Raw genomic sequence first — 22,290 nt, 5'->3', positions numbered from 1 at the left:
CCGGACGGCCGAATCTGAAAAAGATGTCGCATCGGGCGTGACCAGCAGCACATCTGTCCCGTTACTCCGAGCGAGAGTCCGTCGACACCGGACGGCCGCCCGAGGGAGCAGCGCGGGGTGGTCCCAGGTGGGGTCACGTTCCCACCTGCCGGGCTGTCGACCAACGGAGGGAGGAGCGGACGTGGCGTTCAACGCCGTCTCGGTGATCCGCGGCCCCGGTGAGATCGCACTCATGGTCGTCGAGGTGACCAAGAGGATCTTCACCCGGCCGTTCCAGGTCCGGGAGTTCTTGGAGCAGGCCTGGTTCGTCACCAGCGTGACCCTGCTGCCCACCATCTTGGTGTCGATCCCGTTCGGCGCGGTGATCTCGCTGCAGGTGGGCAACCTCACCGGTCAGCTCGGGGCCCAGTCGTTCGCCGGCGCCACCGCGGTGCTGGCCACCGTGCGCGAGGCCGCGCCGATGGCCGCCGCGATGATCATCGCCGGCGCCGCGGGCTCCGCGATCTGCTCCGACATGGGCGCCCGCAAGATCCGCGAGGAGATCGACGCCCTGGAGGTGCTGGGCATCGACCCCCTCGAGCGGCTGGTCGCCCCACGTGTGGTGGCCACGATGTTCGTGGCGCTGATGATCAACGGCATCGTGATCTCGGCCGGCATCGGCGGCGGGTACTTCTTCACCGTCATCGTGCAGGGCGGGTCGGCCGGCGCCTTCCTGAGCTCGTTCGCCGCGATGGCCTCGCTGCCGGACCTCTACATCTCGATGATCAAGGCCCTGATCTTCGGCTGGCTGGCGGCGATCATCGGCGCCTACAAGGGCCTGCGCGCCGGTGGCGGCCCCAGCGGCGTCGGCCGGGCGGTCAACGAGTCGGTGATCATCGCCTTCATGGCGCTGTTCTTCCTCAACGCCGTGATCACCGCGATCTACTTCCAGGTCGTTCCACCGGCCGGGATCTGAGGGGGAGGACATGGCCAGCATCACCAGCGCCGCCGGCGAGGTCGTCAAGGCCCGCCGCCGCTCCCTGGAGGAGTACGGCGACCAGCTGTTCTTCTACGTCAAGGCACTGATCTGGGTGCCACGCACGATCAAGCGGTATCCGCGCGAGATCATGAACACCCTGGCCGAGGTCGCCTTCGGCGCCGGAGGCCTGAGCATGATCGCCGGATCGGTCGGCGTGATCGCGTTCATGGCGTTCTTCGCCGGCACCGAGGTCGGCATCCAGGGCTATGCGTCGCTGAGCCAGATCGGCGTCGCCAAGTTCAGCGCCTTCATCTCCGCCTACTTCAACACCCGCGAGGTGGCGCCGCTGGTCTCCGCGATCGCCCTCGCGGCGACCGTCGGGTGCGGCTACACCGCGCGGCTCGGCGCGATGCGGATCTCGGAGGAGATCGACGCGCTGGAGGTGATGGGCATCCCGTCGCTGCCGTTCCTGGTGACCAGCCGGATGATCGCGGCGTTCGTGGCGGTGATCCCGCTCTACATCGTCGCGCTCTGCGCCTCCTACCTCTCTCCCCGCCTGATCGTGACGCTCATCTACGGGCAGTCCGCGGGCACCTACGACCACTACTTCCTGCAGTTCCTGCCGCCGATCGACATGCTCTGGTCGTTCTTCAAGCTGCTCTTCCTCGCGGTGGCCGTGATCCTGATCCACTGCTACTACGGCTACACCGCCTCGGGCGGTCCGGCGGGGGTGGGCCGCGCCGTGGGTCGTGCCATCCGGACCAGCATCGTCACGATCGTCGTCGCGGACTTCTTCCTCAGCTTCGCGATCTGGGGCTCGACGACCACGGTGAGGATCACCGGATGAGCCGCTCCACGACGCCCGTGGTCTCCGCTCCGTCCGTCCGGACCTGCGTGCGGGGGCGCCGCTGATGCTGGTCAACGTCCACCACGACTCGGCGCGGGAGCACAACCGGCTCCTGGTCGCCGGCATCGTCTTCCTCACCTCGATCGCGCTGCTGATCGGGCTGTCGATCGCGATCTACAACAAGGAGTTCGACCGGGTCACCTGGATCACCGTGAAGGCGGACCGGGCCGGCCTGCAGCTGGCCAAGTTCGGCGACGTCCGGATCAACGGCGCGCTGGTCGGTCAGGTGCGCGAGGTGACCCAGGACGGCGAGCAGGCCGAGATCCGCCTCGCGCTCGAGCCGGACGCCGCGAAGTCCATCCCGTCCAACATCTCCGTCGAGATCATGCCGACGACGCTCTTCGGCCAGAAGTTCGTCTCGCTGGTCCGGCCTGAGGCCCCCTCCTCGACGCCGCTCGCCGACGGCGACGTCATCCCGTCGGACCGGGTGACCACCAACGTGGAGCTCAGCCGGATCCTCGCCGACCTGTTCCCGGTGCTGCGCGCGGTGCGTCCCGCCGACCTCAACGCCACCCTGAACGCGCTGGCGACCGCGCTGTCCGGTCGTGGCGACGAGATCGGCACCACCATGGACCAGCTCGGCGGCTACGTCGACGCGATCGACGACCACCTGCCGACCCTGCGCGAGGACCTGGTCGAGCTCGCCGACGTGGCCGACGCCTACGACCTGGCCGCCCCCGACCTCCTCGACACCCTGGCCAACGTGACGGTCACCAGCAAGACGATCGTGCAGAAGAAGCGGGACCTGGACACCTTCTTCTCCGACCTGGGCGGCCTGGCCGACGTGGCCACCCGGGTGCTCGCCGAGAACGAGCAGAACCTGATCCGGGCCGGTGAGCTCACCGAGCCCGTGCTGGCGCTGCTGGCGGAGTACTCCCCGGAGTTCCCGTGCCTGATCAAGGGCGCCGCGCGCTACGCACCGATCCTCTCCAAGACCTTCGAAGGAAACGTGGTCAAGCAGTACATCGAGCTCGGCACCCCGCAGTACCGCGCGTTCGACGAGCGCGACACCCCCGTGTACGGCGAGGTCGGTCACGGCCCGTGGTGCGCCGGCCTGCCCGACTTCAAGGTGCCGGCCGACCCCGCGCCGCTGGACCAGGGGTGGGCGCTCGACGAGGACCCGCCGACCAGTCCGCTGCCCAACCTGGGCCTCTTCGACCCGATCTCGGACACCGGGGTGGACAGCGGGCTCGCGGGCTCGGAGGCGGAGCAGCGGATCGTCAACGCGATGCTCGCCTCCCAGAGCGGGCAGGACCCCACCTCCTACGGCTCCCTCGGGAGCCTGCTCTACGGACCGTTGGTCCGTGAGGGCGAGGAGGTGTCGGGATGAGCAGGCGCAACAACGTCACCATCGCCGCGGCGGTCAAGCTGGGCGTCTTCACCGTCATCTCGGTGCTGTGCACCGCGCTGCTCGCGGTGATCATGGGCAACATTGGGCTCGGCGCGGCCAAGGAGTACTCCGCGATCTTCACCAGCGCCACCATGCTGGAGAAGGGCGACGACGTCCGGATCGCCGGGGTGAGCGTCGGCGAGGTCCGGCGCGTCGAGCACTACGACACCACGATGGCGAAGGTGACCTTCCGGGTCGACGACGACGTCGCGCTGACCGAGGAGTCGCGGGCCGAGATCCGGTTCCTCAACCTGATCGGCGACCGCTACCTCGCCCTGGAGGAGGGGAGCGCCGCGAGGTCCACCCCCGTGCTCGAGGCCGGCGACACCATCGCGGTGGCCAACACCAAGCCCGCGCTCGACCTGACCGTGCTCTTCGATGGCTTCAAGCCGCTTTTCCAGGCGCTGAGCCCGAAGCAGGTCAACGAGCTGAGCATGAACCTGGTCCAGGTGCTGCAGGGGGAGGGGGCACCGTGCGCGGCCTGCTGCAGCACACGGCGTCGCTGACCAACACGCTCGCCGACCGGGACGCCCTGATCGGCGAGGTGATCACCAACCTCAGCGAGACCCTGGACACGGTCAACCAGCGCCACGAGCAGCTCAGCACGCTGGTCATCGAGCTCAAGGACTGGATGACGGACCTGGCGAAGGACCGGGACACCCTCGGGTCGTCGCTGGACAACATCTCCGACCTCACCGTGACCGTCGCGGACCTGCTGGAGCAGGGCGGCCGCTGATCAAGAAGGACATCGCGGCACTCGACGACCTGGCCAGCCTGCTCAACAAGCCGGAGCAGCGTGCCGACATCATCGACCTGCTCAACCGGATGCCCGAGGTGATGTCGGACCAGACCCGGACCGGGACCTACGGCTCCTGGTACCAGTACTACATCTGCGGAATCTCCGCCCGGATCCGGCTGCCGCTGATCGGTGACCAGCCGATCATCCGGCAGATCCAGAAGTACATCAGCGACTTCGAGCTGAAGTCCACCGCGGAGAGGTGCCAGGACCGATGACCCTGCCCACCGCCACCTTCTCCGCGACCGCGCTCCTCCGCACGACTCCGAGGGGCATCGATGAGTCGCAACAACGACGCACGGGTGCTGCGGCTCGGCGTGATCACCCTGGTGGTGATGGCGCTGATCTCGGCGGCGACGTTCAACCTGTCCAAGTTCCCCGGCTTCAAGGGCACCACCTACTACGCCGAGTTCAGCGATGCCAGCGGCATCCACAAGGGCAACGTCGTCCAGGTCGGCGGCATCCGGGTCGGCCGGGTGACCGACGTACGGCTCCAGGACTCCACGGTCGTGGTCGCCTTCGAGATCGACGGCGACGTCGAGTTCGGCGAGCAGAGCTCGGCCTCCATCGACGTCTACAACCTGCTCGGCGAGAAGTACCTCAGGCTCGTGCCGGCCGGGGACGGGCAGCTGGCCGGCGGGGAGACGATCCCGGTGGACCGCACCGAGTCGGCCTACGACATCGTCGGCGCGTTCGGTGACCTGACCACCACCACCGAGCGGATCGACACCGACCAGCTGGTCCAGGCCCTCGACATCGTCTCCGACACCGTCGACGAGGCGGCGCCGGAGATCCAGTCCTCGTTCGAGGGGATCGCCCGACTCTCCCGGACGGTGTCCACGCGCGACGAGCAGCTGCAGACCCTGCTGGACTCCTCCGCCGAGGTGAGCAAGGTGCTCTCCGCGCGCAGCGAGGACATCGTCGGGCTGATGAAGAACAGCGACCTGGTCTTCCAGGAGCTGACGAAGCGCCGCCGGGCCGTCCACGACCTGCTGGTCAACGCTCGGACGATGGCGCAGGAGCTGAACGGCGTGGCCACCGACAACGCCGAGCAGATCGGGCCCGCCCTGGAGCAGGTGGACACCCTCACCACGATGCTGGTCGACAAGAAGAAGCAGCTGAAGGCGACGTTGAACGCACTCGGGCCCTACGTGGAGATCCTCAGCAACATCCTCGGCACCGGACCCTGGTTCGACGCGTACGCCGCCAACATCGCCGCCATCCCCACCGGCGAGTTCCTGCCCGGGGTCGTGGAGTGAGCGCCATGGTGAACACGATCTGGAAGCGCATCGACCGCCGCATCGTCGCGCTCGTCGTGCTGCTGCTGGTGGTCGGCGGACTGGTGAACGTCGCGGCCTCGCCCCAGGAGACCAAGACCGTCACGGCCCACTTCCCGCGCGCGGTCAGCGTCTACAAGGGCACCGACGTCCGGATCCTCGGGGTCAGCGTCGGGACCGTGACCGCGGTGATCCCGGAGGGGAACTCGGTCCGCGTCGAGATGGAGTACGACGCCACCTACCGGGTCCCCGAGGACGCGAAGGCGGCCATCGTCACCCCGACCCTGGTCGCGGACCGCTTCGTGCAGCTGACCCCGGTCTACACCAAGGGCGACGTGATGGCCGACGGCGCCGACATCGCGCTGCCGGAGACCGCGGTCCCGGTGGAGCTGGACCGGATCTACGGGAGCCTGCAGAGCCTGACCCAGGCGCTCGGGCCCAACGGCGTCAACGAGGACGGCACGCTGAACCACTTCCTGAAGGCGGCGCGCAAGGCGTTCGAGGGGCAGGGCGCCCGCGGCAACGCCATGATCCAGGAGCTCGCGGCCGCTGCCGAGACCTTCGGCGACGGTGCCGGCCCGCTGTTCCAGACGGTGACCGAGCTGGCGACCTTCACCTCCACGCTCGCCGAGAACGACTCGCTGGTGCGGGCCTTCATGAAGGATCTCGCCGACGTCTCGCAGATGCTCTCCGCGGAGAGCGACGAGCTCAGTCGCGCCGTCGGGGCGGTCGCCCGGGCGGTCGGCAACGTGAAGAGCTTCGTCGGCGACAACCGCGACGCCCTGGCCAAGGACGTGCGCCAGCTGACCACGGTGGTCTCCACGATCGCCTCGGAGAAGGACAACCTGGACACGGCACTGCGGATCGCCCCGGTGGCGATCGGCAACCTCCACCTGGGCTTCGACCACGCCTCCGGCAGCCAGAACTCGCGGATCGGCATCGGCGGGATGATCTGGGACGCCGACGGCTTCATCTGCGGCGTCGTGCAGCAGAACCCGCTGATGCCGCGGGCACTGAAGGACATCGCCTGCGAGCTGTTCGAGCAGCTGCTCGAGCCGCTCACCACCAAGCTCCCCTACATCCCGCCGGAGTACAGCTCCTACCTGCCCAGCAAGACCGACACGAAGAAGGGTCTGCGGCTGCCGCAGACCGAGCAGGTCGGCTACGTCCCGAACCTCGACCCCTCGGTCGCCGGACTGCTCGGAGGTGGCACCCGATGAAGCACACGGACACGACGTTGCGCCGTCGACTGCGGACCGCCGCGGTCGCCGCGGTGGCGGGGCCGCTGCTCCTCGCGGGCTGCGACTTCGACGGCGCCTACGACCTCCCGCTGCCCGGCTCACCGGTCGCCGAGGACGAGGCCTACCAGATCACCGCCGAGTTCGCCGACGTGCTGAACGTGGTGCCGCGTTCGCCGGTGATGGTCGACGACGTGGTGGTCGGCGAGGTGACCGAGGTGGAGCGCAAGGGCTGGCACGCCGAGGTGACCCTGCGGATCAAGGACGACGTCGTCCTGCCGGACAACGCGCTGGCCGACATCCGCCAGGTCTCCCTCCTCGGTGAGAAGTACGTCGCGCTCGTCGAGCCGACCGAGCAGCAGCCCACCGGCCGGCTCGAGGACGGCGACAACATCGACCTGGCCGCCACCGGCCGCAACCCCGAGGTCGAGGAGGTGCTCGGCGCCCTCTCGTTCCTGCTCAGCGGCGGCGGGGTGGCACAGCTGGGCACCATCACCGAAGAGGCCAACCTGGTGATGTCGGGGCGCGAGGACCGGCTCAAGTCCCTGCTGGGCTCGCTCGAGGCCTGGTCGGCACGCTGGACCAGCAGAAGGTCGACATCATCCACGCGATGGAGTCGATGAACAGCCTGGCCGGCACGCTGAACGCGGAGAAGAAGACGATCGGGAACGCCCTCGACGCCACCGGCCCCGCGGTGAAGGTGCTCGCCGAGCAGCACGACGAGCTGATCTCGATGCTCGGCTCGCTGGACAAGCTGGGCCGGGTCGGCACCCGGGTGATCAACGCGAGCAAGGGCGACGTACTGAAGATGCTCGAGCACCTCGCGCCGGTGCTCGACAAGCTGGCGGGCGCCGGCGACGAGCTGGCGCCGGGCCTCAACCTGCTGGCGAGCTTCCCGTTCCCGAAGGCGGCGAACGCGATCGTCCAGGGCGACTACGCCGACACGATCGCCCGGGTCGACATCGACCTGGCCAACCTGCTGCGCGGCGTGGGCATCCCCGACATCCAGCTGCCCGACCTCGGCGAGGTCATCGACCAGGTCGGCAAGTGCCTGACCAGCGGCAAGCTGACCAGCCGCGCCTGCTCGCTGGTGCTCACCGATCTGGACCTGCTGAAGAACCTGAGGAAGGAGTGCCGCCTCGACCAGCTGAAGGACAGCCCGGTGTGCGCGATCGTGAACGCCGTGCCGGACCTCCGGTCGCTGGTCGAGGACGGTCTGCTCGGGGACACCCTGAACGGTCTTCTCGGCGGCGTCAGTGGACTCTCCCGCAGCATGCAGGAGGGCGACTCGGACCCGACGGTCACCACCGTCGGCCTGCTCGGAGGTGCGGCATGACCCGTGGCGTGCGGATCCGGCTGATGGCGTTCGTGGTGCTCAGCGCGGTGGGCATCACCTACATCACCGCCACCTATCTCGGCCTGGTCGACAGGGTGCTGGGGCGCGGCCTGCACGTGACCGTGATGCTGCCCGAGTCCGGCGGACTCTTCGAGGGCAGCGAGGTGACCTACCGCGGCGTCAAGATCGGCAAGGTCTCCACGGTCACCCCCACCGAGGAGGGGATCGACGTCGACCTGGCGCTCGAGGACGGCACCGAGCTGCCCACCGACTCCTCGATCTACGTGCACAACCTCTCCGCAGTGGGGGAGCAGTACCTGGACTTCCAGCCACCCGACGAGGAGGCCCCGTACGCCGAGAACGGACACGTCTTCGAAGCCGGAGCGGACGCGGTGCCGGTCGACGAGGGAGACCTGCTGGTCGACGTCAACGACTTCGTGCAGTCGGTCGACAAGTCGGACCTCCAGGTGACCGTCAAGGAGCTCGGGCTGATGTTCACCGACACCGGGCAGGATCTGCAGAGGCTCCTGGACAACGGCTCGGTCTTCATCGAGGAGGCGTCCGAGCACACCGAGGAGACCGTCCGGCTGCTCGACAGCGGACTCACCGTGCTGCGGACCCAGCGGGGGCAGAAGGAGAACATCCGGGGTTCTCCCGCGACCTCGCCACGATCACCGACACGCTCCGCCGCAGCGACGGGGACCTGCGCGACGTGATCACCGACGCGCCCGGAGCGGCCCGCGAGGTGCAGGCGCTGCTGGAGGACCTCGAGCCGACCCTGCCGGTCCTGCTCAGCGATCTCACCTCCACCAGCCAGGTCATGGTCACCCACCTGGCCGGCATCGAGCAGCTGCTGGTGACCTACCCGGCGGTGATCGCCGGCGGGCCCACCGGGAGCACCTCCGACGGATGGGGACACGTGAATCTGCAGTTCGACTACAGCGTGCCGCCGTGCACCCAGGGCTACAAGCCGCCGGAGGACTGGCGCTCGACGCAGGACCTCACCGACGGCCCGATCTACCCGGCGGAGTGCACCGCGGACGCGCCGTACTCGATGCGGGGATCGCGCGCGGTGCCCGGTGGAACGGGGACCAACGCGTCCGGCGCCCGTGTCTACAGTGGCACCTACGACCCGGTGACCAGGGAGGTCCCCGGAGTCGTCGATGAGCACGGGAACCCGGTCCGCTTCGCGGACAACGGGAACCTGTCCGTCCTGGGAGGGGATGCGTGGAAGTGGATGCTCGTGGGACCGGTGGCGACACCATGACCCAGACCATGACGGCCCGCGGCCGGCTGACCTTGAACCTCGTGCTGTGGGGGCTGGTGATCGCCTGCGCGGCGATCGCGATCGCGGTCGGCGTGACCATCGTCCGGGACGACCCGGCCGGCGGCGGCTCGGGCGACGGGGAGATCGCGTTGTCCGGGGTCACCGAGCTCGAGGAGGCCAGCGTCGAGGACCAGGAGCGCGACGCGGCCGTCCTGGACGCCGCCACCAAGATGGCGACCTCCTTCATCAACCTGCGCCACGACGACGCCGACGCCGCCGTCGAGGCGGTCACCTCGCAGTCGACCGGCGACTTCCGCAAGCAGTACGAGAAGTCGGCCAAGGGGTTGGTCGAGGTCGCCCAGCGCGCCGAGTCGGTGATGGAGGGCGAGGTGCTCTGGGCGGGCCTGGTCTCCGCCGACGACGACTCCGCGACCGTGCTCGCGGCCACCACCGGCACCGTGGCCAACAAGACCACCGACTTCAAGAAGCAGGCACGCAACTACCGGCTCCAGCTCGAGCTCGTGCGCGAGGGCGACCGGTGGCTGGTCCGCGACCTGCAGTTCGTGCAGTGAGGAGGCAGCGATGAGTCCCAGCAACCCACGACGCCCCAGCTCCCGCGGCACCACCCCGAGGCCGCGCAAGCTGGCCGGCCGGAGCCCCGGCTCCGCTCCGGACGCGGCCGGCGGCGAAAGCGCCGACCGGGGCGCGGACGAGTCCGGCACCACCACAGGGAAGCCGACCGGCAAGGCCGACAAGGCGACCGGCGGGTCCGGCGGCAAGGCCCCGCGAAGCCGGCGGCGCGTACGTCGACGGACGGCGCGCCCAGGGCCGACGGTCGGCTGACCTCGCTGCTCGGCGGCACCCGGATGACGCGCGGCCTGCTGGTCGTGCTGACCGTGATCGCCCTGGTGCTGGTCGCCCAGACCGCCTGGTTCGTCCTCGGCGACGACGAGGCGAGCGCCCGGGCGGACTCCGACGCGCCGATCTCCGTCCCCGACGACCGGCCGATCCAGATGAACGACTCCGACGCCCAGAGCGGCGCGGAGGCCGCGGCGACCGCGCTGGTCGACATCGTCGCCCGCAAGTCCACGTCCTACGACGACGACGTGGCCAAGGCCAGCGAGGTGATGACCGAGCGGTTCGCCGCGGAGTACCAGGAGACGACCGACCAGATCAAGGACGAGTTCGTCGCCAACAAGACCGACGTCCAGGCCCGGGTGGTCGGGCAGGGCGTGGTCCGGGCGAGCGCGTCGGAGATGGAGGTGCTGGTCTTCCTGAACCAGTACGTCACCAAGGGCACCAAGGCGGACCGCAAGACCACCTATGCGCCCTACCGCGCGGTGGTCACGGTGGTGAACACCGACCGGGGTGGCTGGTCGACGGCCTGGCGACCAAGTGACGGGACACTTCGCAGATGGGGATACCCAGCCCAAATAGAACACGTTACAGTTTCGCTGTGGACAGTCCTGAGCCAGTCGGAGCCGACACCCGCGACGTGTCCTGCGACCTGATCGTGGTCGGCGCCGGGCCCGCCGGGCTGTTCGCCACCTACTACGCGGGGTTCCGTGGCCTCACCGTCGCGCTGGTGGACTCACTGCCCGAGCTCGGCGGCCAGGTCACCGCGATGTACCCGGAGAAGGCGATCCTCGACGTCGCCGGGTTCCCGACGGTGAAGGGCCGTGACCTGGTCACCGGTCTGGTCGAGCAGGCGCGCACCGCCGTTCCGGTGGAGCTGCTCGGCCGCACCGCGAACGACCTGGTGGCCGACGGGTCCGGCGTCCGGCTCACCCTCGACGACGGCACCGTGGTGCAGGGGGTGCGATGGTGATCACCGCCGGGATCGGCAAGTTCAGTCCCCGGCCGCTGCCGGCCGGCGGGGAGTGGCTGGGGCGCGGCCTGGAGTTCTTCGTCCCCTCCTTCGAGCCGTACGTCGACCGCGACGTCCTGGTCGTCGGCGGCGGTGACAGCGCCTTCGACTGGGCGCTGCACCTGGAGCCGATCGCCCGGTCGGTGACCCTGGTCCACCGGCGGGACGCCTTCCGAGCCCACGCCCGCACCGTGGAGCAGGCGCGGGCCTCGAGCGTCGAGATCATCACCAGGGCCCAGGTCTCGGCGCTGCGTGGCGACGCGCAGGTCGCCGAGGCCGAGCTGACGGTCGAGCGCGAGGACGGCCCGGCGGTCGTCGTACGGCCGGTGCAGGCGGTGGTCGCGGCGCTCGGTTTCGTGGCCGACCTCGGCCCGCTGCAGCGCTGGGGCCTGGAGACCAACAAGCGTCACCTGGTGGTGGACAGCGCGATGCGGACGAACCTCCCGCGGGTCTTCGCCGCCGGCGACATCACCGACTACCCGGGCAAGGTGCGGCTGATCGCCGTCGGTTTCGGCGAGGCGGCCACCGCCGTGAACAACGCGGCGGTCGCCATCGATCCCGACGCGCACCTCTTCCCGGGCCACTCCTCGGAAGGTGGTTGAGCGATGAGCGGTGGCCGGGAGGGGGTGCGGATGACCCCCGGCGAGATCGACGCGATGCTCGCCGAGAACCTCAAGGTCCAGGTGGCGAGCGTCGGCCCGGACGGCGCGCCGCACCTGACCACCCTCTTCTACGCCCTGATCGACGACCGGATCACGTTCTGGACCTACGGGCGCAGCCAGAAGATCCGGAACCTCGAGCGCGACGACCGGCTCAGCGCGTTGGTCGAGGACGGCACCGACTACTTCGAGCTGCGTGGCGTCTCCATCGCCGGGCGCGCCGAGATCGTCCGCGAACGCGACCGGATCCTCGAGATCGGGGCGGCCGTGGTGACCCGGATGGCGGGTGCCGGCAGCTTCGAGGAGCTCGGCGACATCGGGCGCCAGACCGTGGAGAAGCAGGCCGCCAAGCGGGTCGCCGTGGTGATCCATCCCGAGCAGGTGGCGAGCTGGGACCACCGCAAGATGGTCTGAACCGGCCTCCAAGGTCCCAGCGGGTGGGACCGACGGCAACGCAACGCGGCAAGGAGTGATGGAAATGAAGATCAAGGTGGACTTCGACCTCTGCGAGAGCAACGGGCTCTGCGAGGCGATGGCTCCCGAGGTGTTCGAGCTGGACGACGACGACTTCCTCCAGCTGAGCACCGACGAGACGACTGATGACAACGAGGCCGACGTGAAGCGTGCCGTGGCGGCGTGCCCGCGCGCAGCGATCAGGCTGGAGGAGGACGCGTGAGCAACACCGATCTGGACGGCAAGGTCGCCATCGTCACGGGGGCCGGAGCCGGCCTCGGCAGGGCCGAGGCCCTGGCGCTCGCCGACGCCGGAGCACGGGTGGTCGTCAACGACCTGCCCGGCGCCGGTGACCAGGCGGTCGAGGAGATCCGCTCCCGCGGCGGCGAGGCCGTGGCCGTGGGCGGCGACGTGAGCGACCGGGCCACCGCCGACGCGATGATGGCCGCCGCGGTCGACGGCTTCGGCCGCCTCGACATCGTGGTCAACAACGCCGGGATGACCCGCGACCGGATGCTGTTCAACCTCTCCGACGAGGAGTGGGACGCGGTCATCGCCGTCCACCTGCGCGGTCACTTCCTGCTCTCCCGCAACGCCGCGTCGTACTGGCGCGAGCAGGCGAAGGCGTCGGAGTCCGGGACGGTCGAGGCGGCCGTCGTCAACACCGCGTCCGAGGCGTTCCTGGGCGGGTCGCCCGGCCAGGCGAACTACGCCGCCGCCAAGGCGGGCATCGCCGCGCTCACCCTCTCCACCGCCCGCGGGCTCTCCCGGATCGGGGTCAGGGCCAACGCGATCTGCCCGCGGGCGCGGACCGCGATGACGGCGCAGGTGTTCGGTGCGGACCAGTCGGGCGCGAAGGTCGACCCCTACTCGGCCGACCACGTGGCACCCCTGGTCGCCTACCTGGCCTCGCCGGCGGCGAGCAACATCACCGGTCAGGTCTTCGTCGTCTACGGCGGCATGGTCGCACTGGTCGCGGCACCGGTCGTCGAGCAGCGGTTCGACGCCGCCGGCGACCTGTGGAACGCCGAGGACCTCGACCAGCAGCTCGGCGGGTTCTTCGGCGACCGCGACCCCTCCGTCGGGTTCGCGGCCGATTCGATCATGCAGCTCACGGTCTGACCGCGAGCGGGAACGGGAGTCACTGATGGGTCGTCTGGACAGCAAGGTCGCGATCGTCACCGGCGGCGCGCAGGGCCAGGGCGCCGCGATCGTCCGCGAGTTCGTCGCCGAGGGCGCCAAGGTGGTCATCGCCGACGTGGCCAAGGAGGCCGGGCAGGCACTGGCCGACGAGCTGGGCGAGGCCGCCCACTTCGCCCACCACGACGTGAGCGACGAGGCGTCCTGGGCGACGCTGGTCTCGGACACCGAGCAGCGGTTCGGCGCGATCAGCGTGCTGGCCAACAACGCCGGCGTGCTGCGGTTCGGCGAGATCGAGCGGATGCCCGCCTCCGAGGTGGAGCTGCTCTGGCGGGTCAACCAGCTGGGCTGCTTCCTGGGGATGCAGGCGGTGACCCGGTCCATGCGCGAGAACGGCGGCGGCTCGATCATCAACGCGTCCTCGGTGGAGGGCCTGGCCGGGATGCCCTCCTGCTCGGCCTACGCGGCCACCAAGTGGGCGATCCGTGGGATGACCAAGTGCGCCGCGATGGAGCTCGGCCCGAAGGGGATCCGGGTCAACTCCGTGCATCCCGGGATGATCGACACTCCGATGACCCGGGTGCACGGCGGGGATGCCGCGATGGAGTACGGCGCCTCCAAGGTCCCGCTGCGACGGGTCGGCCAGCCCGACGACATCGCACCGCTCTACGTCTACCTGGCCTCGGACGAGTCCGGCTACGTCAACGGTGCCGAGATCGCCATCGACGGCGGGGTGACCTCGACCCACGCGTTCGGCGCCTGAGGCAGCGCCTCGGCTCAGCCTGGAATCAGTGCAGCACGAGGCGGACCGCGGTCTCCATGTGGGCCGCGGTCTCCGGGGCGCTGGACCGTCCGGTCACCCAGGCGACGAGGGCGGAGAGCCACACGTCACCGAGCACCCGGGCGACGGCGATCTCCTCCTCGGTGATCTCCCGGCCGTCGTCGTTGCCGCGCATCGCGTGGGTGACCAGCGAGGTCATCGACATCCCGACCGCGTGGATCTCGGCGGTGACACTGCTGTCGGCGAACATGAAGGCGCGGGTCAGCGCCTCGGTCAGCTTCGGGTCGCCCTGCATGCCGCGCGCCATCCGCTTGAGCACGTAGAGCACGCGGTCGGCAGGGGTGTCGCCGGGCACGGGACGCTCGGTCAGGCGGGGCACGGACTCGTCGAACTGACGCCCCAGGGCGGAGACCAGCAGGTGGATCTTCGAGGGGAAGTAGCGGTAGAGGGTGCCGAGGGCGACGTCGGCCTTCTCGGCCACCGCGCGCATCTGCACCGCGTCGAAGCCGCCTTCGCTGGCCAACGCGTACGTCGCGTCCAGGATCCTCCGCCGCCGATCGCGCTGGGCGGCGGAACCGCCGGCGTCGGCGCTCTCGCGATCGCTGGTGGAGGTCAGCGAGTTCGTGGTCACGAGGTCTCCTCGGGTGGCGCGGAGTGGGCTTCGGTCGCCGTCCGCGACGCTCCGGACCGAGGTGGACCGATGCGGGGGCCGATCTGGTCGACAGACTGCGGACGGGTGTGTCTAGGCTACTCGCACGTAGCGCATAATCAGAAACACGTTCCAGTTTTGTTCCGGCCCCAGCTCCCCGCGAGTGCGGCGCCGTGACGAGTGGTCGGAGCCGAGGGGGCTCCGGTCAGGAGCCACCGCCCACCGAGGAGAGTCGTATGCGGATCGCCCTGCTGTCCTATCGCAGCAAGCCCCACGTCGGGGGCAAGGTGTCTACCTGCGTCACCTGAGCCGCGAGCTGGTCCGTCTCGGACACACCGTCGAGGTGTTCTCCGGACAGCCCTACCCCGAGCTCGACGAGGGTGTGGCGCTGACCAAGGTGCCCAGCCTGGACCTCTACCGCGAGCCGGACCCCTTCCGGATCCCCAAGCCGCGCGAGTTCCGCGACAGCATCGACGTCCAGGAGTTCGCGATCATGTGCACGGCCGGCTTCCCCGAGCCGCGCACCTTCGCCCGTCGCATCGCCCGCGTGCTCGAGGAGCGCAAGGAAGACTTCGACATCGTCCACGACAACCAGGTGCTCGGCCACGGCCTGCTCGACATCGAGGAGAAGGTCGGGTTGCCGATGATCACCACGATCCACCACCCGATCACCTTCGACCGGCGCATCGACCTCGCCCAGACCCGGAACCCGTGGCGCAAGTTCACCGTGCGCCGCTGGTACGGCTTCCTGCGGATGCAGGCGGCCGTCGCTCGCCGGGCGCGCTGGATCCTGACGCCGTCGGAGACCTCCAAGCGGGACATCGCCAAGGACTTCGGCGTCGACCCCGCCCGGATGCAGGTCATCCTGCTCGGCGTCGACGACATGTTCGTGCCGCCGACCAAGCCGCGGGTGCCCGGCCGGATCATGGCCATGGCGAGTGCGGACGCCCCGATGAAGGGGATCGCGACCCTGCTCGAGGCGTTCGCCAAGCTGCGCACCGAGCGCGACCTGGAGTTGGTGCTGGTCACCCGGCCGAGCCCCGGCGGACGCACGGAGAAGCTGATCGAGAAGCTCGGCATCGGCGACGCCGTACGGTTCGCGAACGGTCTCACCGACCAGGAGCTGGTCGAGCTGATGGGGTCGGCCGAGCTCGCCTGCGTGCCCTCGCTCTACGAGGGCTTCTCCCTGCCGACCGCGGAGATGATGGCCTGCGCGACGCCCTTGGTCGTCTCCCGGGCCGGAGCGATCCCCGAGGTGGTGGGAGAGGACGGCGAGTGCGCCGACCTGGTCCCCCCGGGCGACGTCGGCGAGCTGTACGCCGCCCTCGAGCGGATGCTCGACGACCCGGACCGCCGTGCGCGGATGGGCGCCGCCGGGCGCCGGCGGGTCGAGGAGCACTTCAGCTGGCGTGCCGTGGCCGAGAAGGTGGCCGACGCCTACCAGCACGTGATCGACGACTTCCGCGCGGAGCGCGGAGCCACCTCTACCACCGAGGAGAACTGACGCCATGCTGACCGTTGACTTCGACCGGCTGGGGCTGCGACCGGGCGACCGGGTGCTCGACATGGGCGCCGGTGCCGGGCGGCACAGCTTCGAGATGTATCGCCGCGGCGCCGACGTGATCGCGTTCGACCTGGACGCCGACGAGCTGGCCGGGGTGCGCGACCTCTTCGTCGCGATGAAGGAGGCGGGGGAGGTGCCCGACGGCGCCGAGGCCGACGTGAAGCAGGGCGACGCGCTCGCCCTGCCCTTCGCCGACGGCGAGTTCGACCGGATCGTCGCCGCCGAGGTGCTGGAGCACATCCACGCCGACGTCGACGCGATCAAGGAGCTGGTCCGGGTGCTGCGGCCCGGCGGCACCCTCGCCGTCTCGGTGCCGCGCTGGCTGCCCGAGGTGGTCAATTGGAAGCTGTCGGCCGACTACCACAACGCGCCCGGTGGCCACATCCGGATCTACACCGACCACGAGCTCATCGACAAGGTCACCAAGGCCGGCCGGTTCAACGACGGCACACCGGGTGAGGCGATGGTGTTCGAGGGCAAGGCCTACACGCACGGCCTGCACGCGCCGTACTGGTGGATCAAGTGCGCGGTCGGCGTCGAGAACGACGAGCACCCGTTGGCCAAGGCCTACCACAAGCTCCTGGTGTGGGAGATCATGAAGCAGCCGACCGCGCTCAAGGTCGCGGGCAAGGTGCTCGACCCGATGATCGGCAAGAGCATGGTGCTCTACTTCCGCAAGCCCGACGCCGCGGTGAGCGAGGCCGTCGATGCCGGCTGAGCCCGAGGTCCCGCTGGCCCGCCTGCCCTACGTCGAGGGGCTGCTCACCGCGCAGCAGGTCGCCGACACCGCGGCGGCGATCGCCGCGATGCAGGAGCCGTGGGGTGCGGTGCCGTGGACCGTCGGCGAGCACGTCGACATCTGGAACCACGTCGAGGCGGCGATGGCGATGCTGGTCGGCGGCCAGGTGGCCGCCGCGGAGCGCGCCTACGCCTGGGTTCCCACGCTGCAGCGCGCCGATGGGTCGTGGCCGATGAAGATCGTCGACGGCCGTGCCGAGGACGAGCGCGGCGAGGTCAACATGTCCGCCTACTTCGCCGTCGGGGTGTGGCACCACTGGCTGGTCCGGCGCGACATCGGCTTCGTCCAGCGCTACTGGCCCTCGGTGCGGGCGGGCCTGGACTTCGTGGTCTCGCTGCAGCAGCCGTTCGGCGGGATCCAGTGGACCCCCGAGGACGACTTCTGCCTGCTCACCGGCAACTCCAGCATCTACCACTCGCTGCGGGCCGGCGTCGCGCTCGCCGACCTGATGGACGACCCGCAGCCGGAGTGGGAGCTGGCCGGTGGCCGGCTCGGGCACGCCGTGCGGCACCACCGCTCGGAGTTCGCCGACAAGTCGACCTACTCGATGGACTGGTACTACCCGGTGCTCGGTGGCGCGGTGCGCGGCCAGGAGGCGCGTGACCTGCTGTCGTCACGCTGGGGCGACTTCGTGGTGCCCGGTCTGGGCATCCACTGCGTCGACACCAACCCGTGGGTGACGGGTGCGGAGACCTGCGAGCTCGCGATGGCGCTGGACGTGATCGGCGAGTCGGAGCGGGCCCGGGCGCTGGTCGCCGACATGCAGCACCTGCGCGAGGACGACGGACGCTACTGGACCGGCTGGGTCTACGACGACCCGGCGCGCGCCAACCCCGACGGGGAGCCGCGCAACGTGCACTGGCCCGTCGAGCACACCACCTACACCGCGGCCGCCGTGCTGCTGGCGGTGGACGCGCTGGGGGAGACCTACGGGCACGCGACCGCGGGCTCGGGCATCATCCGCGGCACGTCGCTCGCGCCGCACTTCCAGGAGATCGCGCTGGAGTGCGGCTGCCGCTCGGAGGAGACCGTCGGCCGACGCTAGGGCGTGCCGACCGGGGCCGACGCCGCCGTCCCGGCCTCGACCGCGTCGCCCGCGTCGCCGCCGGTGCGCTGCAACACCCGCAGCGAGCCGACGGCGGCCACCTCGGTGAACTGTCCGCTCGCCAGGGCCGGTAGGTAGATCAGCTCGTACGGTGGCCGCCCGCCGTCGGCCGGGTCCGGGAACACGTCGTGGATCGCGAGGTAGCCGCCGGCCTGCACCCATCGGGGCCAGGACTCGAAGTCGTCACGAGCGGGCTGCTCGCCGTGGCCGCCGTCGATGAAGAGCAGGGAGAGTGGCGTCCGCCAGTGGCGGGCGACCGTGGTGGACGCGCCGACCACGGCGACCACGTGGTCCTCGAGCCCGGCCCGCGCGATCGTCCTCCGGAAGACGCCCAGGGTGTCCATCCGGTCCGACTCGGGGTCGACCAGCGAGGTGTCGTGGTGCTCCCAGCCCGCCTGGTTCTCCTCCGAGCCGCGGTGGTGGTCGACGGTGAAGACGGTGGCGGGGTGGCGGTGCCGGGGGAGGCGGCGGAGATCGCCTGCGCCGCCGCGCCCAGGTAGACCGCCGACTTCCCGCAGTAGGTGCCGACCTCGAGCGCCGGGCCGTGCGGGAGGCGCTCGAGCGCGATCCGGTGCAGCAGGTCGCCCTCGTCCTCGGGCATGAAGCCCTTCGCGGCGCGGGCATGTCCGATCAGGTGGGACGGCATCGTGTCGGTCACGCCCGCACTCTAGTAAACTGAAACCTGTTCTATTTCGGTCGGCCGCTGTACGGGCACCGCCGACCGCGCACGTCTGCACACCGGACCCGAGGAGAGCACCCCATGTCGATCGGCATCAGCGACGAACAGGTCGAGCTCGCCGCCACCCTGCGCAAGTGGGCCGGCAGCCTCGGGGCGATCGAGGCCGTCCGGGCCGCCGAGGGCGACCCCGACGCACGGTTCGACGACGTCTGGTCAGCCATCGAGGAGATGGGCCTGCACGCCATCGCGGTGCCGGAGGGCTCCGGCGGTGGTGGCGGCACCATGGTCGACCAGGCGGTCGCCGTGGAGGCCTGCGCCCACGCGCTGCTGCCCGGCGGCCTGCTCGGCGCCGCCACCGGCAGCCGGATCACCGGGACCCCGGGCCGGTACGGCGTGCACGCCAGCCCCGGCGTCGTCTGGGACGGCGGCACCGCCGCCGATCACCTGGTGGCCGAGGGCGGGTCCGCACCGGCGGCCGCGCCCGGCCTCGACCTGAGCGCCCGGCATGCGGCGGTGCACGGTGCCGGTCCGGTGGACGAGTCGTGGCGTCGTACGGCGGTGACGTTGGCGGCGGCCGAGGCTGCCGGGGTGGCCCGGTGGTGCCTGGAGACCGCGGTCGAGTACGCCGGAGTCCGTGAGCAGTTCGGCCGTAGGATCGGCTCCTTCCAGGCGATCAAGCACCTGTGCGCGCAGATGCTGGAGACCGCGGAGTCGGTCACCGCGGCCGCCTGGGACGCGGCCGCGGCCGCTGACGGTGCGGACCCGGATCAGTGGGCATTCGCCGTCGACGTGGCCCAGGCGATCTGCTTCGACGGGGCCGTCCGGGTGGCCGAGGACTGCATCCAGGTCCTCGGTGGGATCGGGTTCACCTACGAACACGACGCCCACCTCTACCTGCGCCGGGCGCTCACCCTCCGCGCCCTCGCCGGCTCCTCCGACGACGCGGCGGAGCGGCTGACCGCGGCCACCGTGGCCGGGCGCCGTCGCCAGGTCCAGGTCGACCTCGAGGGTCGCGACGAGCCGGTCCGGCCCCGGATCCGGGAGACCGCCGAGGCGATCGCCGCGGCGCAGGACCGCCGCGTGGCCCTGGTCGACGCCGGCTACCTGACGCCACACTGGCCAGCGCCGTACGGGCTCGGTGCCGACCCGACCACCCAGATCGTCGTCGACCAGGAGCTCGCGCGGGCCGGGGTCGAGCGCCCGGACCTGGTGATCGCCGGGTGGGCGGTGCCGACGATCCTGGCGCACGGCACCGACGCCCAGCGGGAGCGTTTCGTCCGTCCTTCGCTGCTGGGCGAGCTGGTCTGGTGCCAGCTCTTCTCCGAGCCGGGCTCCGGCTCCGACCTCGCCTCGCTGCGCACCAAGGCGGTCAAGGTCGACGGCGGCTGGCGACTCTCGGGCCAGAAGGTCTGGACCTCGGGGCGGAGAAGTCCGATTGGGGCATCTGCCTGGCCCGCACCGACGCCGACGCGCCGCAGCACAAGGGCATCTCCTACTTCCTGGTCGACATGCGCTCGGCCGGCATCGACGTGCGCCCGTTGCGCGAGATCACCGGCGAGTCGCTCTTCAACGAGGTCTTCCTCGACGACGTCTTCGTGCCCGACGACTGCCTGGTCGCCGAGCCCGGCGACGGGTGGCGGCTGGCCCGCACCACGCTGGCCAACGAGCGGGTGGCGATGGCCAGCGCGCGGCTGACCAAGAGCGTGGAGCGTGCGGTGGAGCTCGCCGCCACCGGCGACCTCGGCCCGGTCGCACGGGTCAAGGTCGGGCACCAGGTCGCCCTCGCCACCGTCTGCGCGCTGCTCGGGGTGCGGACCACGCTGCGCGCGCTGGGCGGCCGCGGCCCCGGGGCGGAGTCCAGCGTCGCCAAGCTGCTCGGCGTGCGCAGCCGTCAGGAGTCCTCCGCCCTCGTCGTCCAGCTCCAGGGCGAGCAGCTCGCCGTGCTGTCCGGTGCCACCCGGGTCGCCGAGGACGGGGCCGACTCCCTCGGCGCCGACGTCTGGGAGCAGCTCAACACCCGCTGCCTCTCCATCGCCGGCGGCACCACGCAGATCCTGCGCAACGTGGCGGGGGAGCGGATCCTCGGGCTGCCCCGCTGAGGAATCCCGGTTGAGCCCGGGTCTCCTGATGCGGTTCGCTGAGGACCATGAGCGAGATACGGGTGGGACCGGCCGGCGATGCGGACCGCTATCGCGCGAGTGACGACCTGGTCTGGTTCCAGGAGGTGCTGGCGCACCCGAGCGATCTGATGCTCACCGGCGTGCGCCCGGACCAGCGGTTCGCGGCCGAGATCGACGGGGCGGACGAGGCGACGTACCCGGGGATCTACGGGGTGTACCCGCTCCAGCTCGCCCTGGCCGGAGGCGACGGTACGCCGCGGCAGGTGCCGTGCGCCGGACTGACCTGGGTGGGCGTGCACCCCGACCACCGGCGCCGGGGCGTGCTGTCGGCCATGCTGCGTCACCACTTCGAGCAGGTGCACGCCGAGTCCGGCACCCATCTCTCCGCCCTGCATGCCAGCGAGCCCGCCATCTACGGACGGCACGGCTACGGCCTGGCTTCGCTCGAGCTGGAGGTCGGGCTGTCGCGGGGGACCACCCTGACGGCGCCCGGGCTGGACGAGGCCGCCGCCGCGATCAGCACGCGGATGGCGACGGTCACCGATGCCGACGTGCCGGCGCGGATGCTGGCGTGTCACCGCGACACCGCCGAGGCGGGCGCGGTCATCGGCGCTCCGGACTACTACGAACGCCTCTGCCTGGAGCTGCCCGAGCACGTCCGCGACAAGGAGTCGTGGCGGGTGCTGTTCGCCCGCCGGGACGGCCGGGACGTGGGTTGTGCGATGTTCCGGCGCGAGGACAAGTGGGAGCGCGGTCGGCCGGCCGCCGAGCTCGACGTGTGGGCGGTGGTCGGCGAACCGGCCGCCCGGCTGACGCTGCTGCGCCGGCTGGTCGACTTCGACCTCGTCGGCACCGTCAAGGTGCGCACCGTCGGGAGTGAGGACCCGCTGCTGACCTGGGCCGGCGGCCCTCGCGCCACTGCGTCCGTGGAGACCTTCGACAGCCTCTGGGTGCGCTTGGTGGACCTGCCCGAGGCGCTGATGGCGCGCAGCTGGAGCGCGCCCTGCGACGTCGTCGTCGAGGTCGCCGACTCCGCGGCGCCGTGGAACCAGGGCCGGTGGCGGATCCGTGCCGACGCCACCGGCACCGCCGAGGTGGAGCGCACCGGCGCCGAGGCCGACCTGCGGCTCCCGGTGCAGGCGCTGGGTGCGGCGTACCTCGGTGGGACCAACCTGCTCGGCCTGGCCCGGGCGGGCGTGATCAGCGAGGCGCAGCCCGGTGCCGCCCGCGCCCTGTGGCACGGGCTGCGCACCGACGCCGCGCCGACGGCGGCGGTCGGCTTCTGAGGCTTGCCGGGTCGTCCGG

General features: G+C 70.7%; 29 protein-coding genes. 27 read left to right on the top strand and 2 right to left on the bottom strand.

Annotated features, from left to right (window positions below; all coding sequences use genetic code 11):
* The first annotated feature begins 181 nt into the window (after positions 1 to 181).
* The 21 genes from FIV43_RS06615 (at position 182) to FIV43_RS06530 (ending at position 14,051) form a co-directional block, all read left to right on the top strand.
* On the top strand, positions 182 to 955 hold the full coding sequence (locus FIV43_RS06615) for an ABC transporter permease (RefSeq protein WP_269204065.1): 774 nt from the start codon (positions 182 to 184) through the stop codon (positions 953 to 955).
* Between the two features lie 10 nt (positions 956 to 965).
* Positions 966 to 1,805 carry an MlaE family ABC transporter permease gene (locus FIV43_RS06610; RefSeq protein ID WP_141013492.1) on the top strand — a complete coding sequence of 280 codons (840 nt, stop codon included), beginning with the start codon at positions 966 to 968 and terminating at the stop codon, positions 1,803 to 1,805.
* A gap of 64 nt (positions 1,806 to 1,869) precedes the next feature.
* Complete coding sequence (locus FIV43_RS06605; protein WP_141013491.1) at positions 1,870 to 3,195, top strand: MCE family protein; 1,326 nt, start codon at positions 1,870 to 1,872, stop codon at positions 3,193 to 3,195.
* Complete coding sequence (locus FIV43_RS22075) at positions 3,192 to 3,761, top strand: MlaD family protein (RefSeq protein WP_231123780.1); 570 nt, start codon at positions 3,192 to 3,194, stop codon at positions 3,759 to 3,761. The genes FIV43_RS06605 and FIV43_RS22075 overlap by 4 nt, the downstream gene beginning before the upstream one ends.
* Positions 3,728 to 3,991 carry an Mce/MlaD family protein gene (locus FIV43_RS22070; RefSeq protein ID WP_231123779.1) on the top strand — a complete coding sequence of 88 codons (264 nt, stop codon included), beginning with the start codon at positions 3,728 to 3,730 and terminating at the stop codon, positions 3,989 to 3,991. Before FIV43_RS22075 ends, FIV43_RS22070 begins: the two co-directional genes overlap by 34 nt.
* 101 nt (positions 3,992 to 4,092) lie before the next feature.
* A complete protein-coding gene (locus FIV43_RS22065) occupies positions 4,093 to 4,269 on the top strand; it encodes a hypothetical protein (RefSeq protein ID WP_231123778.1) in 177 nt (58 codons plus the stop codon).
* 60 nt (positions 4,270 to 4,329) lie between these two features.
* On the top strand, positions 4,330 to 5,310 hold the full coding sequence (locus tag FIV43_RS06595; RefSeq protein WP_141013490.1) for an MCE family protein: 981 nt from the start codon (positions 4,330 to 4,332) through the stop codon (positions 5,308 to 5,310).
* Between the two features lie 5 nt (positions 5,311 to 5,315).
* A complete protein-coding gene (locus tag FIV43_RS06590) occupies positions 5,316 to 6,548 on the top strand; it encodes an MCE family protein (RefSeq protein WP_141013489.1) in 1,233 nt (410 codons plus the stop codon).
* Complete coding sequence (locus FIV43_RS06585; RefSeq protein ID WP_141013488.1) at positions 6,545 to 7,189, top strand: MlaD family protein; 645 nt, start codon at positions 6,545 to 6,547, stop codon at positions 7,187 to 7,189. Before FIV43_RS06590 ends, FIV43_RS06585 begins: the two co-directional genes overlap by 4 nt.
* Positions 7,177 to 7,902, top strand: coding sequence for an Mce/MlaD family protein (locus FIV43_RS06580; protein WP_141013487.1), 726 nt, complete (start codon positions 7,177 to 7,179; stop codon positions 7,900 to 7,902). Before FIV43_RS06585 ends, FIV43_RS06580 begins: the two co-directional genes overlap by 13 nt.
* Positions 7,899 to 8,618, top strand: coding sequence for an MlaD family protein (locus tag FIV43_RS06575; RefSeq protein WP_141013486.1), 720 nt, complete (start codon positions 7,899 to 7,901; stop codon positions 8,616 to 8,618). The genes FIV43_RS06580 and FIV43_RS06575 overlap by 4 nt, the downstream gene beginning before the upstream one ends.
* Complete coding sequence (locus FIV43_RS06570; RefSeq protein WP_141013485.1) at positions 8,615 to 9,169, top strand: hypothetical protein; 555 nt, start codon at positions 8,615 to 8,617, stop codon at positions 9,167 to 9,169. The genes FIV43_RS06575 and FIV43_RS06570 overlap by 4 nt, the downstream gene beginning before the upstream one ends.
* Positions 9,166 to 9,741, top strand: coding sequence for a hypothetical protein (locus tag FIV43_RS06565; RefSeq protein WP_141013484.1), 576 nt, complete (start codon positions 9,166 to 9,168; stop codon positions 9,739 to 9,741). Before FIV43_RS06570 ends, FIV43_RS06565 begins: the two co-directional genes overlap by 4 nt.
* A gap of 10 nt (positions 9,742 to 9,751) precedes the next feature.
* Entirely contained in the window at positions 9,752 to 10,012 is a 261-nt protein-coding gene (locus tag FIV43_RS06560; RefSeq protein WP_141013483.1) for a hypothetical protein, read from the top strand.
* A 23-nt stretch (positions 10,013 to 10,035) separates the two neighbouring features.
* Positions 10,036 to 10,680, top strand: coding sequence for a hypothetical protein (locus FIV43_RS06555; protein WP_141013482.1), 645 nt, complete (start codon positions 10,036 to 10,038; stop codon positions 10,678 to 10,680).
* A complete protein-coding gene (locus FIV43_RS22060; RefSeq protein ID WP_231123777.1) occupies positions 10,665 to 10,997 on the top strand; it encodes an FAD-dependent oxidoreductase in 333 nt (110 codons plus the stop codon). Before FIV43_RS06555 ends, FIV43_RS22060 begins: the two co-directional genes overlap by 16 nt.
* Positions 10,991 to 11,638, top strand: a complete 648-nt coding sequence (locus tag FIV43_RS22055) for an NAD(P)/FAD-dependent oxidoreductase (RefSeq protein ID WP_231123776.1) — start codon at positions 10,991 to 10,993, stop codon at positions 11,636 to 11,638. Before FIV43_RS22060 ends, FIV43_RS22055 begins: the two co-directional genes overlap by 7 nt.
* A gap of 3 nt (positions 11,639 to 11,641) precedes the next feature.
* Complete coding sequence (locus FIV43_RS06545) at positions 11,642 to 12,109, top strand: pyridoxamine 5'-phosphate oxidase family protein (protein WP_141013481.1); 468 nt, start codon at positions 11,642 to 11,644, stop codon at positions 12,107 to 12,109.
* 64 nt (positions 12,110 to 12,173) lie between these two features.
* On the top strand, positions 12,174 to 12,371 hold the full coding sequence (locus tag FIV43_RS06540; protein ID WP_181407704.1) for a ferredoxin: 198 nt from the start codon (positions 12,174 to 12,176) through the stop codon (positions 12,369 to 12,371).
* On the top strand, positions 12,368 to 13,270 hold the full coding sequence (locus FIV43_RS06535) for a 3-oxoacyl-ACP reductase (RefSeq protein WP_181407703.1): 903 nt from the start codon (positions 12,368 to 12,370) through the stop codon (positions 13,268 to 13,270). The genes FIV43_RS06540 and FIV43_RS06535 overlap by 4 nt, the downstream gene beginning before the upstream one ends.
* A gap of 25 nt (positions 13,271 to 13,295) precedes the next feature.
* Positions 13,296 to 14,051 carry a glucose 1-dehydrogenase gene (locus FIV43_RS06530; protein ID WP_141013479.1) on the top strand — a complete coding sequence of 252 codons (756 nt, stop codon included), beginning with the start codon at positions 13,296 to 13,298 and terminating at the stop codon, positions 14,049 to 14,051.
* 25 nt (positions 14,052 to 14,076) lie between these two features.
* On the opposite strand, the gene FIV43_RS06525 is transcribed toward FIV43_RS06530, so the two are convergent.
* A complete protein-coding gene (locus FIV43_RS06525; RefSeq protein ID WP_141013478.1) occupies positions 14,077 to 14,700 on the bottom strand; it encodes a TetR family transcriptional regulator in 624 nt (207 codons plus the stop codon).
* 181 nt (positions 14,701 to 14,881) lie between these two features.
* On the opposite strand from FIV43_RS06525, the gene FIV43_RS06520 reads away from it, so the two are divergent.
* From FIV43_RS06520 to FIV43_RS06510, 3 genes are read left to right on the top strand one after another with little or no spacing between them, the layout of a single operon-like run.
* Positions 14,882 to 16,222, top strand: coding sequence for a glycosyltransferase family 4 protein (locus FIV43_RS06520; RefSeq protein WP_231123775.1), 1,341 nt, complete (start codon positions 14,882 to 14,884; stop codon positions 16,220 to 16,222).
* Positions 16,223 to 16,226: 4 nt separating this feature from the next.
* Entirely contained in the window at positions 16,227 to 17,000 is a 774-nt protein-coding gene (locus tag FIV43_RS06515; RefSeq protein ID WP_141013477.1) for a class I SAM-dependent methyltransferase, read from the top strand.
* Positions 16,990 to 18,126 carry a prenyltransferase gene (locus FIV43_RS06510; protein ID WP_141013476.1) on the top strand — a complete coding sequence of 379 codons (1,137 nt, stop codon included), beginning with the start codon at positions 16,990 to 16,992 and terminating at the stop codon, positions 18,124 to 18,126. The genes FIV43_RS06515 and FIV43_RS06510 overlap by 11 nt, the downstream gene beginning before the upstream one ends.
* Here FIV43_RS06510 and FIV43_RS06505 read toward each other — a convergent pair.
* A complete protein-coding gene (locus FIV43_RS06505; RefSeq protein WP_231123774.1) occupies positions 18,123 to 18,923 on the bottom strand; it encodes a class I SAM-dependent methyltransferase in 801 nt (266 codons plus the stop codon). The two genes, FIV43_RS06510 and FIV43_RS06505, sit on opposite strands and share 4 nt — an antisense overlap.
* A 23-nt stretch (positions 18,924 to 18,946) precedes the next feature.
* Here FIV43_RS06505 and FIV43_RS06500 point away from each other — a divergent pair, with 23 nt between their 5' ends.
* The 3 genes from FIV43_RS06500 to FIV43_RS06495 are packed head-to-tail and all read left to right on the top strand — an operon-like array spanning position 18,947 to position 22,271.
* Entirely contained in the window at positions 18,947 to 20,560 is a 1,614-nt protein-coding gene (locus FIV43_RS06500) for an acyl-CoA dehydrogenase (RefSeq protein ID WP_231123773.1), read from the top strand.
* A complete protein-coding gene (locus tag FIV43_RS22050) occupies positions 20,542 to 20,964 on the top strand; it encodes an acyl-CoA dehydrogenase family protein (protein ID WP_231123934.1) in 423 nt (140 codons plus the stop codon). The genes FIV43_RS06500 and FIV43_RS22050 overlap by 19 nt, the downstream gene beginning before the upstream one ends.
* 47 nt (positions 20,965 to 21,011) lie before the next feature.
* Positions 21,012 to 22,271 (top strand): GNAT family N-acetyltransferase, encoded by a 1,260-nt coding sequence (locus tag FIV43_RS06495; RefSeq protein ID WP_141013475.1) that lies wholly within the window; start codon positions 21,012 to 21,014, stop codon positions 22,269 to 22,271.
* The last annotated feature ends 19 nt before the right edge of the window (positions 22,272 to 22,290 follow it).

Source organism: Nocardioides sambongensis, from assembly GCF_006494815.1.
GTDB classification, from domain to species: Bacteria; Actinomycetota; Actinomycetes; order Propionibacteriales; family Nocardioidaceae; genus Nocardioides; species Nocardioides sambongensis.
This window is presented reverse-complemented; position numbering and strand designations above follow the sequence as displayed.

Bases quoted from the DNA above. Each gene is read 5' to 3' on its own strand.
- FIV43_RS06610 (WP_141013492.1), top strand. From the start codon at position 966: ATGGCCAGCATCACCAGCGCCGCCGGCGAGGTCGTCAAGGCCCGCCGC.
- FIV43_RS06605 (WP_141013491.1), top strand. From the start codon at position 1,870: ATGCTGGTCAACGTCCACCACGACTCGGCGCGGGAGCACAACCGGCTC.
- FIV43_RS22075 (WP_231123780.1), top strand. From the start codon at position 3,192: ATGAGCAGGCGCAACAACGTCACCATCGCCGCGGCGGTCAAGCTGGGC.
- FIV43_RS22065 (WP_231123778.1), top strand. From the start codon at position 4,093: ATGTCGGACCAGACCCGGACCGGGACCTACGGCTCCTGGTACCAGTAC.
- FIV43_RS06595 (WP_141013490.1), top strand. From the start codon at position 4,330: ATGAGTCGCAACAACGACGCACGGGTGCTGCGGCTCGGCGTGATCACC.
- FIV43_RS06590 (WP_141013489.1), top strand. From the start codon at position 5,316: ATGGTGAACACGATCTGGAAGCGCATCGACCGCCGCATCGTCGCGCTC.
- FIV43_RS06585 (WP_141013488.1), top strand. From the start codon at position 6,545: ATGAAGCACACGGACACGACGTTGCGCCGTCGACTGCGGACCGCCGCG.
- FIV43_RS06580 (WP_141013487.1), top strand. From the start codon at position 7,177: ATGGAGTCGATGAACAGCCTGGCCGGCACGCTGAACGCGGAGAAGAAG.
- FIV43_RS06575 (WP_141013486.1), top strand. From the start codon at position 7,899: ATGACCCGTGGCGTGCGGATCCGGCTGATGGCGTTCGTGGTGCTCAGC.
- FIV43_RS06565 (WP_141013484.1), top strand. From the start codon at position 9,166: ATGACCCAGACCATGACGGCCCGCGGCCGGCTGACCTTGAACCTCGTG.
- FIV43_RS06560 (WP_141013483.1), top strand. From the start codon at position 9,752: ATGAGTCCCAGCAACCCACGACGCCCCAGCTCCCGCGGCACCACCCCG.
- FIV43_RS06555 (WP_141013482.1), top strand. From the start codon at position 10,036: ATGACGCGCGGCCTGCTGGTCGTGCTGACCGTGATCGCCCTGGTGCTG.
- FIV43_RS22055 (WP_231123776.1), top strand. From the start codon at position 10,991: ATGGTGATCACCGCCGGGATCGGCAAGTTCAGTCCCCGGCCGCTGCCG.
- FIV43_RS06545 (WP_141013481.1), top strand. From the start codon at position 11,642: ATGAGCGGTGGCCGGGAGGGGGTGCGGATGACCCCCGGCGAGATCGAC.
- FIV43_RS06540 (WP_181407704.1), top strand. From the start codon at position 12,174: ATGAAGATCAAGGTGGACTTCGACCTCTGCGAGAGCAACGGGCTCTGC.
- FIV43_RS06530 (WP_141013479.1), top strand. From the start codon at position 13,296: ATGGGTCGTCTGGACAGCAAGGTCGCGATCGTCACCGGCGGCGCGCAG.
- FIV43_RS06515 (WP_141013477.1), top strand. From the start codon at position 16,227: ATGCTGACCGTTGACTTCGACCGGCTGGGGCTGCGACCGGGCGACCGG.
- FIV43_RS06510 (WP_141013476.1), top strand. From the start codon at position 16,990: ATGCCGGCTGAGCCCGAGGTCCCGCTGGCCCGCCTGCCCTACGTCGAG.
- FIV43_RS06500 (WP_231123773.1), top strand. From the start codon at position 18,947: ATGTCGATCGGCATCAGCGACGAACAGGTCGAGCTCGCCGCCACCCTG.
- FIV43_RS22050 (WP_231123934.1), top strand. From the start codon at position 20,542: ATGGCCAGCGCGCGGCTGACCAAGAGCGTGGAGCGTGCGGTGGAGCTC.
- FIV43_RS06495 (WP_141013475.1), top strand. From the start codon at position 21,012: ATGAGCGAGATACGGGTGGGACCGGCCGGCGATGCGGACCGCTATCGC.